This is a genomic window from Mesorhizobium sp. LNHC232B00 (genome assembly GCF_000502435.1).
Taxonomy (GTDB): Bacteria; Pseudomonadota; Alphaproteobacteria; order Rhizobiales; family Rhizobiaceae; genus Mesorhizobium; species Mesorhizobium opportunistum.
This window is the reverse complement of record NZ_AYWP01000004.1, coordinates 191,077-205,168: the sequence shown is the minus strand read 5'-3', so window position 1 is coordinate 205,168 and position 14,092 is coordinate 191,077. Positions and strand designations below refer to the sequence as shown.

12 protein-coding genes are annotated in these 14,092 nt (G+C 64.3%); 2 read left to right on the top strand and 10 right to left on the bottom strand.

Annotated elements, in window-relative coordinates:
• From X743_RS160405 to X743_RS160435, 7 genes are all read right to left on the bottom strand, one after another.
• Positions 1-1,554, bottom strand: a complete 1,554-nt coding sequence (locus X743_RS160405; RefSeq protein ID WP_023764808.1) for an FGGY-family carbohydrate kinase — start codon at positions 1,552-1,554, stop codon at positions 1-3.
• Entirely contained in the window at positions 1,554-2,678 is a 1,125-nt protein-coding gene (locus X743_RS160410) for an ABC transporter ATP-binding protein (protein WP_023764807.1), read from the bottom strand. Before X743_RS160410 ends, X743_RS160405 begins: the two co-directional genes overlap by 1 nt.
• Positions 2,675-3,793 (bottom strand): ABC transporter ATP-binding protein, encoded by a 1,119-nt coding sequence (locus X743_RS160415; protein ID WP_023764806.1) that lies wholly within the window; start codon positions 3,791-3,793, stop codon positions 2,675-2,677. Before X743_RS160415 ends, X743_RS160410 begins: the two co-directional genes overlap by 4 nt.
• Before the next feature lie 2 nt (positions 3,794-3,795).
• The gene (locus X743_RS160420; protein ID WP_023764805.1) at positions 3,796-4,653 is read right to left on the bottom strand and encodes a carbohydrate ABC transporter permease; all 858 of its coding nucleotides are present in this window, start codon (positions 4,651-4,653) and stop codon (positions 3,796-3,798) included.
• A gap of 9 nt (positions 4,654-4,662) precedes the next feature.
• Complete coding sequence (locus tag X743_RS160425) at positions 4,663-5,586, bottom strand: sugar ABC transporter permease (protein WP_023764804.1); 924 nt, start codon at positions 5,584-5,586, stop codon at positions 4,663-4,665.
• A gap of 268 nt (positions 5,587-5,854) precedes the next feature.
• Entirely contained in the window at positions 5,855-7,300 is a 1,446-nt protein-coding gene (locus tag X743_RS160430) for an extracellular solute-binding protein (protein ID WP_013896838.1), read from the bottom strand.
• Between the two features lie 45 nt (positions 7,301-7,345).
• Positions 7,346-8,320 carry a sugar-binding transcriptional regulator gene (locus X743_RS160435; protein WP_023764803.1) on the bottom strand — a complete coding sequence of 325 codons (975 nt, stop codon included), beginning with the start codon at positions 8,318-8,320 and terminating at the stop codon, positions 7,346-7,348.
• 235 nt (positions 8,321-8,555) lie between these two features.
• Here X743_RS160435 and X743_RS160440 point away from each other — a divergent pair, with 235 nt between their 5' ends.
• The gene (locus tag X743_RS160440) at positions 8,556-8,714 is read left to right on the top strand and encodes a hypothetical protein (RefSeq protein WP_023764802.1); all 159 of its coding nucleotides are present in this window, start codon (positions 8,556-8,558) and stop codon (positions 8,712-8,714) included.
• Between the two features lie 56 nt (positions 8,715-8,770).
• Positions 8,771-9,496, top strand: coding sequence for an MgtC/SapB family protein (locus X743_RS160445; protein WP_023764801.1), 726 nt, complete (start codon positions 8,771-8,773; stop codon positions 9,494-9,496).
• Positions 9,497-9,523: 27 nt separating this feature from the next.
• Here X743_RS160445 and X743_RS160450 read toward each other — a convergent pair whose 3' ends face one another.
• The 3 genes from X743_RS160450 to X743_RS160460 are packed head-to-tail and all read right to left on the bottom strand — an operon-like array spanning position 9,524 to position 14,085.
• Positions 9,524-10,759, bottom strand: a complete 1,236-nt coding sequence (locus X743_RS160450) for a VWA domain-containing protein (RefSeq protein ID WP_023764800.1) — start codon at positions 10,757-10,759, stop codon at positions 9,524-9,526.
• Positions 10,752-13,001: a DUF5682 family protein gene (locus X743_RS160455; protein ID WP_023764799.1), complete on the bottom strand. Its 2,250-nt coding sequence runs from the start codon at positions 12,999-13,001 to the stop codon at positions 10,752-10,754. Before X743_RS160455 ends, X743_RS160450 begins: the two co-directional genes overlap by 8 nt.
• 4 nt (positions 13,002-13,005) lie before the next feature.
• Entirely contained in the window at positions 13,006-14,085 is a 1,080-nt protein-coding gene (locus tag X743_RS160460; protein WP_023764798.1) for an AAA family ATPase, read from the bottom strand.
• Between the last annotated feature and the right edge of the window lie 7 nt (positions 14,086-14,092).

Here is a 14,092-nt window from a genome sequence, read left to right as displayed (position 1 = left end):
TCAATTTGCCTGCACTGAAGCCATCGCGCGCCAGACCGGCCGCAACGCCTGGTGCGCCAACATGTAGGATGGGGTCATCTTGTCGTAGATCGCGGCGAGGCTTCGGTCGCTCGGCTCGGCATCACCGAGCAGCGGCGTCACCCATTCGCCGACGCACGCGTCCATCGACGGGTAGAGCCCGACGCCGACCGCGGCGATCATCGCCGCACCCGCGGCACCCGCCTCCTCACGCGCGCTGGTGCGGATGTCGGCGCCCAAAGCAGCTCCCAGTATCTTGCGCAGCGCCGGGCTTCTGGCGGCGCCGCCGGTGAGGCGGACCTCGCGCGGCAGCGGGCCCATGGCGGCGTAGCAGTCGCGCGCGGCGAACGCCAACCCCTCGAAGACGGCGCGGACGAGGTCGGCATAGCCGTGCCGCGAGGAAATGCCGACGAAGCCTGCCCTGGCATTCGCATCGACAAACGGTCCGCGCTCGCCGGCCTCCGACACATAGGGCTGATAGAGCAGCGAGGCCGGCTGCGAGGCCGTGATCCAGGCATCGACCAGCGCGATCATCTCGCCATTGCTGCGGGTGATGCCTTGCGAGGCGAGGATGCCCGAGGCGAGCCCAAGGACCCAATCGATGTTGAGCGTCGCCGCCATGTTCGACTGCATCTGGGCGAACACGCCGGGCGCCGGCATTGCCATCGTATAGCCGGTCGCCGCTTCATTGAGCTGCACATCGTCCGGGGTCTCGGCCAGCCGCATGTGCATGCCGGTGGAGCCGATGATCGAGCAGCCGGGCTTGCGCTCGCGGTCGAGCAGGCCGGCGCCGAGAGCGGTGCAGACGACGTCGACATAGCCGAGCACCACCGGCGTGCCGGCAAGCATCCCGGTGGCGTCCGCCGCCGCCTGCGACAGGCCGGTGCTGTGCCTTGTGCCGTCGACGATCGGCGGCAGCAGGTGCCTGAGATCGGCGACGCCGAGCACGTCGAGCACCTCGTCGCTGTAGTCGCGGGTGTGGAAGTCGCCGAAGGTGAAGGTTCCCTCGGACGGGTCGGTGGCGCGCTCGCCGGTCAGCTTGAAATAGAGCCAGTCCTTGCAGTGGAACGCGGTTGCCGCCTTGCCGAGCATTTCGGGCATGTTGCGCTTCATGAATACGAACTGCGAGCCCTGCTGGCAAGCGGCGAGCCCGCTGCCGGTCTTTTCGAAGCGCAGCCGATCCTCGGGACGCGCGCGGATTTCCTCGACGATTGCCGCCGCGCGCGCGTCGAGCCAGAGCCAGCCCTTCGCCACCGGCTCGCCCTTGCCGTCGATCAGCCAGGTGCCGTCGCCCTGCCCGGTCACCGCGATTGCCACGGTCCGGCTGGCGAGATCGGGCACCTTGTCGGCGAGCTGGCGCAAGGTTGTGGCGGCATCGCTCCATGTTCGCGCCAAATCCTGTTCGGCGCCGCCGCCCGGCAACGTCTCATAGTGGTTCGGCAGCGCGGCGGCGGCGATCTGCCGGCCCGCCGTGTCGAAGGCGATGGATTTGATGATCGACGTGCCGGCATCGATGCCGATCAAGACGTCACCCATCACGCAAGCTCCCTGCCGTGCGAGATGGCATTGCCGCTCGCCTGGTCGAAGACGTGCAGGTTCCCGGGATCGATGCTGACATTGATCGGCGCACCCAGATCCAAGCGCGTGCGGTCATGTTCGACGAGGACCAGCGAACCGCCGGCAAAGTCGGCGGCGATATGGGTCTGGTCGCCAAGCCATTGGTTGGCGGAAACCCTTGCTGGAACGCCCTCCTTCGAGCGCCGCACGGCGTAGGGCCTGATACCAATGACGACCCGCTCGCGGCTAAGTAGCTGATCGCGGACGGGAGCGCTGAAGGCGTCCTTGTCGTAGTCGAGCGACAGGCCGTCCGGCAGCCGCAGGCTGATGCGGCCGGCAGTGGCGCCGACATAGGCCTCGAAGACGTTCATCGGCGGTTCGCCGACGAAGGTGCCGGTGAACAGGTTCGCGGGACGCTCCTTGATCTGGTCCGGCGTGTCGAACTGCTGCAGCACCCCGCCCTCCATCACCGCGATGCGGTCGGCAAGCGCATTGGCCTCGGTCTGGTCGTGGGTGACCAGGATCGCGGTCAGGCCGCGCTCCTTGATGAAGTGCTTGATGCGGCCGCGCAGCACGGCGCGAAGCTGCGGTTCGAGCTGACCCATCGGCTCGTCCAGCAGATGCAGGTCGGCCTCCCGGATCAGCGCCCTGCCAAGGCTGGCGCGCTGCTGCTGGCCGCCGGAGATGGAGCTCGGATAGCGCTCCAGTATGTCCTCGATCTCGAGCAACTTGGCGATGCTGGCGACCTTGGCGTCGACCTCGCTCTTCGGCAGCCTTGCCGCCTTGAGCGCGAAGGCCATGTTCTCGCGCACGGTCAGCGGCGGATAAAGCGAATAACCCTCGAAGGCCATCGCCACGTTGCGCCTGACCGGCGGCAGAGTGTGCACCTGCCGGCCGCCGACCGAAATCGCACCGCGCGACACCTCTTCGAAGCCGGCGATCATGCGCAGCGTCGAGGTCTTGCCGCAACCCGACGAGCCAAGCAGGGCGACGATCTCGCCCTTACGGATTTCCATCGTCAGGTTCTTGACGGCATGAACGCCCCGGTCGATCGGACCATAGAACTTGTCGACACCGGAAATGGTGAGTGCGCTCGGGCTCATGCCGCTTCTCCGCTGCGCAAATTGAGGACGTTCTTGGAGCCGATGCGGTCGCCGCTCGCCTGATCGAACAGCAAGGCGCTCTTGCCGTCGACGGCGATATGGGCCTTGCCTTCGCTGCGACCCGGCGTTCCGGCCGGGCGCGAGACCAGGATCTCGCGGCCGCGCACCGTGCGCACCAGCGTGACGATCTTTTCGTTGAGCGGCGTCTCGGCCTCGACCGTCACCGGAATGGCGCCGGGCACGCCTTCCTCGACGAAACCAAGCGCTTCGGGCCTCAGGCCGATCACGCAGTCACGGCCGACCGCCGTTTCATAGGCGCCGGCCAGATGCACCTGAACGTTGGACAGGCCGACATAGATGCCCTTGGCGTCGCGCGCGGGCTTGACGTCGAGCAGGTTGATGGTGGGATCGCCGAACAGCCGCGCGATCTCGATGTTGGCCGGCTCGCGATAGATCTGCTCGGGCGTGCCGAGCTGCCTGATAACGCCTTGCGACATCACAGCGATGCGGTCGCCGAGCGCCATGGCTTCCTTGTAGTCCTGGGTGACGTAGACGACGGTGGCACCGCGATCGGCGAGCAGGCGCGGCAGTTCGAGGCGCATCTCGAAGCGAAGCTTGGCATCGACATTGCGCAAGGGATCGTCGAGCAGCAGAAGCGGCGGCGAGCCGACCAAAGCGCGGGCAAGAGCCGTACGCTGCTTCTGGCCATTGGAGAGCGCACGCGGCTTATGGGAAAGCACATGGCCGATCTTCAACAGCTTGGCGACGCTCTCGACGCCGGCCTTGATCGTGCCTTGCGACGAACGCTTGGCCGCCAGCGGCGTGGCGATGTTGTCGAAGGCGGTCATATGCGGAAACAGCGCGAAATTCTGGAACGCCATGCCGACGCCGCGGAACTCCGCATCGACATCGGTCATGTCGTCGCCGCCGATGAATATCTTGCCTTCGTCCGGGTCGATGACGCCGGCAACCAGCCGCAGCAGCACCGTCTTGCCGGCGCCAGAGGGTCCGAACAGGACGAGGGTTTCGCCGTCGGCAACCGTCAGCGACAGATTGTCGAGCACGGTCTGGCTCTTGTAGCGCTTGACGACATTTTTAAGTTCGAGGCTGGCCATATCTATCCTTTCACCGCGCCAAGCGACAGGCCTTCGACGAGATAGCGCTGCGCATACAGCGCAAGCGCCAGGGTCGGCGTGATCGAGAGCACGATGGCCGCCGAAATCTGGCCGTACTGGATGCCCGAGGAAGTGATGAAGGCAAGCGCACCGACCGTCACCGGCTGCTTGTCGGCCGAGGCCAGCACCAGCGCGAAGACGAAATTGTTCCAGGCGAAGATGAAGGCGAGCAGGCCGGCGGCGGCGATGCCGGGGCCGGCGAGCGGCAGCGCGATCTTGCGGAAGGTGGCGAACCAGGAATGGCCGCCGATGCGATAGGCATATTCGATGTCGGCCGGAATATCCTCGAAATAGCCGCGCACGATCCACAGGATCAGCGGCAGGCAGATCAGCTGGTAGACCCAGATCAGCCCGATATAGGTGTTGGCGAGCCCCAGCTTCTGAAAATAGAGGGTGAGCGGCAGGAGCACCAGCAGCGCCGGCGCGAACTTGAACGACAGCAGCGTGAAGGCGATGTCCTCCGAGCCGCGAAATTTGTGCCGCGCAAAGGCATAGGCCGCCGGCACGCCGAGCAGCAGCGAGACCGCGACCGACGTCACCGACAGGAACACCGAATTCCACAAATTGCGCATGAAGGCGATGTCGAGCGTGCCTGCGGCGGTCATCAGCTTGCCGGTGATCAGCGCGGTGTAGTTGGCGAGCGTCGGCTCGAAGATCAGCTGCGGGGGAATGCGCAGGATGGTCTCGTTGGTCTGGAACGACATCATGAAGATCCAGACGATCGGGAACATGAAGAAGGTCACGACCAGCGTCAGCGCCACGCCGCGCAGGATGCGTTCGAGAAGCGAGGTGTGTTCCATCGCCGCCTCCTATGCCTGTCCACGGGCGCGTTCGCGCAGCCGCAGCCAGTTCTTGATGAAGATGTTGGAGAGGAAATAGGTGATCGCCCACAGGATGATCATCAGCGCCGCCGAACGGCCGACATTGGTCGACTGGAAGAAATTGAGATAGGCCTCGACCTGGAAGACGGTCAGCGTGTCGCCCGGTCCGCCCTGCGTCATGGCATAGATGATATCGAACTGCTGGATGGAATCGAGCAGCCGGAACAGTGTTGCCGTCAGGATATAGGGCGTCAGCATCGGCAGCGTGATGCGAAAGAAGACGAAGCTCCGCGGCACGCCATCGAGCGCGGCTGCCTCGAAGGGTTGCGTCGGCAGGCTGCGCAGGCCGGCAAGCAGCAGGATCATGATGAAGGGCGTGTAGACCCAGATGTCGACGAGCACGACGGTGAACAGTGCCGTCGACGGCGAGGAGGCCCAGCGGAAATCCTGCAGCCCGATCAGGCTGGCGAGATAGCTCAGCACGCCGAAGCCGGGATTGGTCATCAGCTTCCACATCAGCGCGGCAAGTGCGGGCGCCGTCATCAGCGGCATCAAGAGCATGATCGAGATGAAATTGTTCAGCGTCGAGCGCTTCTGCAGCAGCAGGGCGATGGCGAGGCCCAGAAGCAGTTCCAGCACGACGGTGGTGCCGGCATAGAGCAGCGAGACCTTGAGCGTGTTCCAGAACTTCGGGTCGGTGAAGAACGAGATGTAGTTGTCGCCCCAGTTGAACTGGCGCGCCCAGGGCTGGCTCAGCCGGTACCGCTGGAACGAATAGACCACCGAGGTCAAGAACGGGATCAGGATGCCGATGCAGACGAGCAAGGCCGGCAGGCTGAGCACATAGGGCAGCACCCTTTTGCTGATCCTGAAGCCGGATGGCTTGTGCCTTTGCGATACCACCGCAGTCATCGAGCTGCTCCGTTGTTACTGTCGCTTCGCCCCTGCCGGCCGCCCAAGGGAGCAAGGCGACCGGTCGGGCGAAATGGCGGGCTTTTTTTCTCGATCATCGGACCCAAGACCGGATTCCACTTTTGGGTCCGATGCTCGCTTTTTCTCGAGCATCGGAGTTTCCCAAAACCGGATTCCACTTTTGGGTCCGATGCTCAAGGCACCGCATCGCAAACAAAAAAAGCGTTATGAGGGCCGGCCCGCCAAGCAGGCCGGTCCTCGTTGCGACTTAACCGAGACCGGCTTCCTTGAGCTGGCCGTTGATGCTTTCGGCCAGCTTGTCGAGGCCCTCGTCGACCGGCACCTCCTTGGACACCATCTTCTGCAGCGTTGCCGCCCATTCGGTGGTGAGGTCGAAGAACAGCGGCTGCGCGGTGAACTTGATGCTGGCGCCCGGCGCCGAAGCGTCGAACATTTCGACGTAGCCGGGATAGCTCTTGTTCAGCTTCTCGCGGAACATCTCGTCCTTCCAGACCGACTGGCGGACCGGATTGACGAAGTCCATCTTGGTGGCGCCGAACAGCCCATGCTCCGGCCCCGAGGCCCATTGCATGAAGTACCAGGTAGCGTCCTTGTCCTTCGAGAAGTTGGACATCGACAGCGACCAGATCCAGATGTTCGGCGTCGGCGCCTTGGCGTCCGGGTTGGCCTTGAAGGAGGCGAATGCAAGCTTCCCGGCCATCTTGTTGTCGCCGCCGTTCATGAAGTAGCCGAGGATGTCGGCGTCGAAGATCATGGCCGAGGCGCCGGCGCCGAGATCGGTTCCGACCTGATACCAGGTGTAGGTCGACCAGTCCTTGGGGCCGCTCTCCTGGATCATCTGAACCCACTGCTTGTGGAAAGCCTTGGATTGCGCGGTGTTCATGGCGGCCGACAATTTGCCGTCGGCCGATACATTCAAGTCCTTCTGATCGAAGTTGGCGTAGGCCGACAGGAAGCCCGGATGGATCGTCGCCCAGGAGCGCGAGCCGCGTACGCCGATGCCGTAGACGCCGCCGCCGACATCCTTGGTGAGCTTGGCCGCGGCGGCCACCATCTCGTCCATGTTGCCGGGCACCTTGACGCCCGCCTTGTCGAACATTCCCTTGTTGTAGGTGATGTTGTTCTGCTCGAAGCCCCACGGAATGCACCACTGCTTGGCGTCCTCCGAACCCAGCGCACCGCCCGGCTTGCCGTTCCAGGCACAGGAATTCCTGACGCCGGGCAGGAAGTCGTCCCAGGCATAGTTCGGGTTGGTCTTGGCCGGATCCTTGATCCATTCGTTGAGGTCGGTGATCCAGCCTGCGGGACCATAGGTCCAGGTCATGTAGGCGCCGGTCATGAAGGCATCGTATTCGGGCGAGCTTGCCGACAGTGCCGCCGTGACCTTGTCGAAATAGACGTCTTCGGGGAACACGTCATAGACGACGTTCATGCCGGTCAGCTGCTTGAAGTTCTCCAGATCGGCGATCATGGCATCGGCATAGGGATGCTTGTTGAGCAGGAGCTTGATGGTCTTGCCCTTGTGCGCCTGCCAGTCGAAGTCGGCGGCGAGCGCCCGGGTCTGCCCCAGATTGAGCAGCGTGCCGGCGGTGCCGGCGGCAAGGCCCATCGCACCCAGGCCCTTGATCAGTCCGCGACGGTCAACTTGTCCGCGCAGGAAGGCGTCAATGAGGTCTTTCTCTTTCTCATGCATTTCGTCTTCTCCTCCACAGGGTAGTTTCAACTGAACGGTTGCCGGCTACCCGACCGGCGTCTCTTCCACGAGCGATCGCGCCGTCCGCTCGTCGGTTATCAGGCCCTTGAGATAGCGGCCTTCCAGCACCGCCTTGATGGCACGAACCTTGATCTTGCCGCCGGCGACGGCGACGATCCGGCGGCTGGCAATGTCCTCACGCGCCAAAGCCAGCGCCCGGTTGGAAACGGTCGTCGCCACCGCATTGCCGGCGCCGTCGAAGAAATGGCCAAGCAACTCGCCGACGCCGCCATTGCGGCGGATCTCCTCCATCTCGCCTTTCTCGATCATGCCGGTGGCGACCAGGGACGCCTCGCGTTCGGCCGTACCGACACCGGCAAACAACAGATCGGCGGATCTGGCGAGATCGAAGACCTCGCTGATGCCTTTCTGGCCGAGCAGGACAGTCCGGTCTTCGGCCGTATTGGCGAACATCGGCACCGGCATCACATAGGCTTCGGCGCCGGTGCGCTCGGCGAGGCGGTGGATGACATCATGCGGATTGGCCGAGAATTTCCGCGTCAGGCCGCCAAGCAGCGAAACGAAGCGAATCCGGTCGGTCGAGGTGCGCGGCAGATATTCGACGCAGGCGGCCAGCGTGCGGCCATGGCCGACACCGATCAGCGCCTGCTCGCCACGTTCGATCTCGCGCTTGAGGAACTGCGCGCCGGCGATGCCGAGCGCCTTGAGCGGCAGATCCTCGGCGTCAAAATCAGGAACGACTTCGCAGTAGTCGAGGCCGTAGCGGCGGGACAGTTCGTCCTCGAGCTCGACGCATTCCGAAACTTCGCCGTCGATATAGACCTTCACCAGCCCTTCCTGGTTGGCCTTGGTGATGAGGCGATGGGCCTTGAGACTGGTCAGCCCCAGGCGCTTGGCAACCTCGGACTGGGTCATGCCGCCGGCGTAATGAAGCCACGCGGCGCGCGCCGCCATGCTGCTTTCATCGTCGCGCAGGAGACCGTTGCCGAACCCTACCATTTCCACCCTATGATATTTTTATCAGTTGCTGCAAAATTTTTCACAAGGCTTCGCCAGAGTCAAGCGTCGCCGTTCAAATCGCGTGGCGTCGTGGTTTTGCCGAGCCGCCCGGGCGTCCCGCCGGAACTTCGGGAGCGAGAAAAGGTTTTTAGATCGACATTCCGGTGTCGCGGCATGCCAGGAAGGCACGGGCCCAGGAAGGCACGGAAGGCGCGGGGCCAGGAAGGAGCATGTCATGAGCAAGGATCGTGACAGGGAAGGACCGGTTTTTTCCGGAGAAAATGCACGGCAAGGCGAAATCATCCTGCGCACGTGCACGCAGCGCGTCCTCTTCATCGCCGGCCTGGTCGGCATTATCGTGCTGGCATTGGTGCTGACTTTCGCCCTCCGGTGAACCGGTGCGCGAGGTGTTGACTGAGGGCGGGAAGCATCCCGCCGCAAGGAACCACAATGTTCGAGCCGTTTTGCTGCGACATGCCGCTTCACCCGATCTGGCCCGATCTCGCCGCACGCCTGTTGCTCACCATGGTCGCCGGTTTCCTGATCGGCCTGAACAGGGAAGCGCGCGGCCACACCGCGGGGCTTCGGACGACGATCCTGGTCGGCCTTGCGGCCGCGATCGCCATGATCCAGGCCAACATACTGCTCGACACGACGGGCAAGGGAGCGGACTTCTTCGCCCGCATGGATGTGCTGCGTCTTCCGCTCGGGGTCCTGACGGGCGTCGGCTTCATTGGCGGCGGCGCCATCCTTCGCCGCGGCGATCTTGTGACCGGCGTCACCACCGCCGCCACGATGTGGATCATGACAATGATCGGACTGGCGTTTGGCGGCGGCCAGTTCGGCCTTGCGGGAGTTGCGACCCTGCTGACCTTGATAACGCTTCAGGCGCTGAAATGGGTCGACCTCAGGATTGCGCGCAACCACCATGCGATCCTGTCGGTCTCCTGGGCGCATGGGTCCCCGCCCGACCTTCAGGAGATGGTGCGACCGCTTGGCTATGGCGCGCGTCTCGCCATGATGGAGCACGATCCCGGCCGCGACCGCTTCGTGTACTCGTTCAATATCGAGTGGAAACAGCCCGATGCGATCGAACCGGCGACGGAAATCCTGGCGCTGGTCGCCCGGCAATGCGAGGTCGAGCGGTTTGAACTGATCGGCGAGAAGGCATCCTGAGTGGCCGAGCGTTGCTGGCCGACGCGCCTACGCGCCGGCCGGGGAAACGTTGGCCTCGGCGCGAACCAGCTTGATGTCGGCACCTGCCGCCCATGCGCCGACATCTTCCCGTCGCAAGGCGGCCGCCATCATGTCTGGAAACAGGTCCGGCGTGCAGGCGAAGACCGGGATGCCGAGTCCCGCCACCGACCCGGCCATCTGGGGGTCATAACCCGGCCTGCCCTGGTCGGTCAGCGCCAACAGCACCACGACATTGACGCCTGAGCGGATGAGTGCCGCCAGTCGCTGCAGCAATTCCTGGCCGTTGCCGCCTTCATAAAGGTCGGTGATCAGCACCATATGCGACTTGGTCGGCCGCTCGATGCGATCAGCGCAATAGGCGACGGCCTGGTTGATGTCGGTGCCGCCGCCGAGCTGCACGCCGAACAGGACTTCGACGGGGTCGCTGAGCTCCTCGGTCAAGTCGACGATGGCCGTGTCGAAGCAGACCAGCTTGGTCCGCACCACCGGCAAGGAGGCCATCACGGCGGCGAATATCGACGCGTAGATCACCGAGCTTGCCATCGAGCCCGACTGGTCGACGCACAGCACCACCTCATCCAGATCGACCAGCCTTCGCTGCTTGCGCATGAAGCCGACCAGCTTCTCCGGGACGATGGTTTTGTGCTCGGGCTGATAATGACGGAGATTGGCCGAAATGGTGCGCGGCCAGTCGATGTCGCGCTGGCGCGGACGGTTGGTGCGCTGCGACCGGTCGAGCGCGCCACGGATCGCCTCGGCGGTCTTCTGTTCCAGCCGCTGCATCAGCTTGGCGACGATTTCGGCAATGATCGTTCGCGCAATGTCCTTGGTCTTGGACGGCATGACCGAGCGCAGCGAGATCAGGTCGGCGACGAGGTTGACGTCGGCCTCGATCGCCTTGAGGAATTCCGGCTCCATCAGCATCTGCTTCAGGTTGAGCCGTTCGAAGGCATCCTTCTGGACGATCTGCACGACCTGCGCGGGAAAGAACGATCTGATATCGCCCATCCATTGCGCCACTCGTGGTGCCGATCGGCCAAGCCCGCCGCGGCGCTTGCGCGGATCGGCAGCCGTATCGCCGGCGCCATCGCCATAGAGTGCATCGAGCGCTGCCGACAGCCGCTTGTCGGTGTCGGACAGCGCCGACGAGGTTTCGTCATCGGCACCGATCGCCAGGCGCCAGCGGCGCTCCCGTCCGTCGACGGCAGGTTCGTTTTCGCCGATATCAGCCTCGTCACCCATTGCCGTTCCCGCTCATCAGCAAAGGCCCAAGCCGTTCCAGATGCCGGCGCCAGGCCTCAGCACCATCTGGCGTCGGCGTCAGCCCTGCCGGCAGGCGTCTGACACGGCCGAGCACCGCCTCGATCAGCCGCCGCCGCTCCATCGAGTCCAGATGGGAAAAGACCCGGCGCAACAGTGGCAGATGCGCAATGAAGGCGTCTTCATCGAGGGATTTGAGCCAGGTATCGACTGCGCCGCGGAGGCTTTCGTCATAGATCAGCCGTTGACCGGCGGTGCTGAAGAACCCTTCGAAGAAACCCGCGGCCTCGATGACCGGCGTGCCCGGCGACAGGCGCTTCGCGATCAGGGCAGCCGCCGCAGCGGCGGACAGATGGCCGGCCTCGTAGAGCAGATGCGCGGCACAGCCCGCCACCAGGGCGGTGGACCGCGATCCGTCCAGCACGGCCGCCAGCCCACTGCGCCAGGCGTCCAGAACGTCTTGTCCAGGTTCGACCAGCTTGATTGCCTCATCGGCGTTGCGCATCGCGCCGACCAAGACGGTCGAAGCCTGGGCATCGAGATCGCGGGCGGCATAGGGAAGCGCGATGGCGCCTTCGACGATCAGCCGCTCCAGCAGACCGGACAAGCGTGCGGTCTCGGTCTTGCGGGCTTCACCGTAGCGGATGATATCTGCAAGCGGCGGCACCGATGCCAGGATCTCGAGGCATTCGCTGCTGTGCGCCGCGCGTTCCTCCAGTGCCGCCAAACCGGCGATCGAGGCCTCCGACAGGTTTGCCGTGATGGCGCCTTGAACCAGTCCTGCCAGCGCATCGAGCGAGGTCGCCGCGCCGATCATCTGGATCAGCCGGCCGTTAGCGGCTTTTTCGATGGTCGGGCCATGGACCAGATTCTCGACCAGGCGAACGGCATATTCCGGCTCCCATGACAGGGTCCAGCGCTCGCGAAAGGTGCCGCGGCTGCGGCCGCTGTCGGTCAATTTTCCCCAATGCACGCCAAGCATGTTCAGCCGGTGCAGCAAGGTCGAGCGAAACAGCCCGCTTTCGCTGCGCAGGTCTACCGACAGTTCGCGCTCCAGCGCCTCGGGCTTCAGCCGCGCGACCTTCTGATTGCGCTGCAGGTCCTCGATCAGCGGCGCCAGCGGTGTATCCGGCGGAATTTCACCGACATCGGCGCCCAAAAGCAGCTCGGCTTCGACCAGCGCCCACAATACCGCTTCGCCGTTGAACAGGGCAGCGATTGCCGCATCGCGCAATTCTTCGAAACCAGGCTTTGGCCGGTCGCGAATCACGGCCAGCGTGCGGGCCAGCCTTTCGGCTTCAATTAGCGAGGCGGTCGAGACCATGTGCCCCTTCGCCCTCAGCACCGCCGCGATCATGGCAAGCCACAGGGTCGCCGCGTCATGCCGGCCGCGGGTGCGCCACAGATGCTTGCACCAGCCGGGAGCGACGACACCGGCGCCATAACCGAAGCCGAGCGCCAGACGCGGACCCGTCCACGGCGCCCAGGTCATCGTGCTTTTGCGCCGGGCAAGCCCTTTGAGCAGGGCGTGATCCTCCTTCTGCGGGCGCGTCGGCTGCAGTGCCGGCACATGGAAGGCGCCGCAGACGACAGCGATCGGTCCGTCGAATTCCTTGCGCGCGGCAGCGATTTCAAGCCGCATATGCGCCTCGCGTCTTGCCTCGAATTCGGCAAGCGGACCTTCGCCCTCGCGCAGCGTCGTCATCGCGTCGGCTATTGCCGCGAAAATGGGACCGGGTTGCGAGTTCTGCTCGATGATATCGGACCACCAGCTCTCGCCATCCTCGTAGCCGGCGGCTTGCGCCAGCGTGCCGATCGGGTCACGCAAATGCGGTGCGAGTGCGGACTCGACCTCGGTCTTCGTCTCATCGGCAACGGCCTCTTCCTTGGCCTCAGCCGGTGCGACCCGTGCCGAGGAGGGCAAGTCGACGAAGCGAACTGTCGCGTTGTTGGCGACAGCCCAGAGCGTCGCCTGATATTCTGGCGAGAACTCGGCGAAGGGCCAGAAGCTGGTCGAGGCCGGATCGTCTTCGGGATAGCAAAGCAGTGCCACCGGCGGCTGCATTTCGGGGCGGGCGAGCAATGGCAGCAGCGCCGAAGCGTCAGCCGGTCCTTCGATGAGCACGGCGACCGGTTTCAACTCCTGCAACGCCTGCACCAGGCTCGCGGCGGAGCCGGGCCCGTGATGGCGGATGCCAAAATAGGAAACGTCGCTGAGCACCATGGCGTCAGATCGCGGCGTTCAATGCCGTGTAATAGCCGGCATAATCCGGCCGCTTCTTGAGCACGGTCTCCAGATATTCCTCAAGCACGAGTTTGTCCTGCACAGGATCCTTGACGATCGCGCCGACAAGGCTGGCGGCAAGGCCTTCAGCGCCAAGCTTCCCGCTGTCGAACCAGGCCGCCTGGCTGAGGCCGCCGACCATGGTCGCGATCGCTTCGGCCGTGGATAGCGAGCCGGACGGCGTCTTCAACGTCACCTTGCCGTCCGATGTCGCGCCGGAGCGAAGCTCGCGGAAAATGGTCAGCACGCGGGCGATCTCCTCGCCGACATTTTTCGGCACCGGCAGGTCGAGACCGCCTGCCATCTCGCCGACGCGCTTGGAGACGATCGCCACTTCCTCCGCCATGTCTTCCGGCAGGGGCAGCACGACGACATTGAAGCGGCGCTTCAGCGCCGAGGACAGTTCGTTGACACCCTTGTCGCGGTTGTTGGCGGTGGCGATGATGTTGAAACCGCGCTGGGCATAGATCGACGTGTTGAGTTCGGGGATCGGCATCATCTTTTCGGACAGCACGGTGATCAGCGTGTCCTGCACGTCCGAGCCCATGCGCGTCAGTTCCTCGAGGCGGCAGAGCTTGCCGTCCTGCATGGCGCGGTAGAGCGGCGTCGGCACCAGCGCCTCCTGGCTGGGGCCTTTGGCGAGAAGCTGCGCATAGTTCCAGCCATAGCGGATCTGGTTCTCGTCGGTGCCGGCCGTGCACTGCACGATCAGCGTCGAATCCCCCATGATGGCAGCCGCAAGATGCTCCGACACCCAGGATTTGGCGGTGCCGGGAACGCCGAGCAACAACAGCGCGCGGTCGGTCGCGAGCGTCGCCACGGCGGTTTCCATCAGCCGGCGGCGGCCGACATATTTGGGTGTTATCAGCGTGCCGTCGTCGGCCTTCCCGCCGAGCAGATAAGTCAGCACCGCCTTTGGCGACAGGCTCCAGCCGGCGGGCTTCTGCCTGTCGTCATTGCGCGCGAGCGCCTGCAATTCGGCAGCGTAGGCCTGCTCGACCGGAAGACGGATGGCTGCGTTCATTTGCTGT

Bases quoted from the DNA above. Each gene is read 5' to 3' on its own strand.
- X743_RS160405 (WP_023764808.1), bottom strand. From the start codon at position 1,554: ATGGGTGACGTCTTGATCGGCATCGATGCCGGCACGTCGATCATCAAA.
- X743_RS160460 (WP_023764798.1), bottom strand. From the start codon at position 14,085: ATGAACGCAGCCATCCGTCTTCCGGTCGAGCAGGCCTACGCTGCCGAA.
- X743_RS160430 (WP_013896838.1), bottom strand. From the start codon at position 7,300: ATGCATGAGAAAGAGAAAGACCTCATTGACGCCTTCCTGCGCGGACAA.
- X743_RS160420 (WP_023764805.1), bottom strand. From the start codon at position 4,653: ATGGAACACACCTCGCTTCTCGAACGCATCCTGCGCGGCGTGGCGCTG.
- X743_RS160450 (WP_023764800.1), bottom strand. From the start codon at position 10,759: ATGGGTGACGAGGCTGATATCGGCGAAAACGAACCTGCCGTCGACGGA.
- X743_RS160455 (WP_023764799.1), bottom strand. From the start codon at position 13,001: ATGGTGCTCAGCGACGTTTCCTATTTTGGCATCCGCCATCACGGGCCC.
- X743_RS160425 (WP_023764804.1), bottom strand. From the start codon at position 5,586: ATGACTGCGGTGGTATCGCAAAGGCACAAGCCATCCGGCTTCAGGATC.
- X743_RS160410 (WP_023764807.1), bottom strand. From the start codon at position 2,678: ATGAGCCCGAGCGCACTCACCATTTCCGGTGTCGACAAGTTCTATGGT.
- X743_RS160445 (WP_023764801.1), top strand. From the start codon at position 8,771: ATGTTCGAGCCGTTTTGCTGCGACATGCCGCTTCACCCGATCTGGCCC.
- X743_RS160435 (WP_023764803.1), bottom strand. From the start codon at position 8,320: ATGGTAGGGTTCGGCAACGGTCTCCTGCGCGACGATGAAAGCAGCATG.
- X743_RS160440 (WP_023764802.1), top strand. From the start codon at position 8,556: ATGAGCAAGGATCGTGACAGGGAAGGACCGGTTTTTTCCGGAGAAAAT.
- X743_RS160415 (WP_023764806.1), bottom strand. From the start codon at position 3,793: ATGGCCAGCCTCGAACTTAAAAATGTCGTCAAGCGCTACAAGAGCCAG.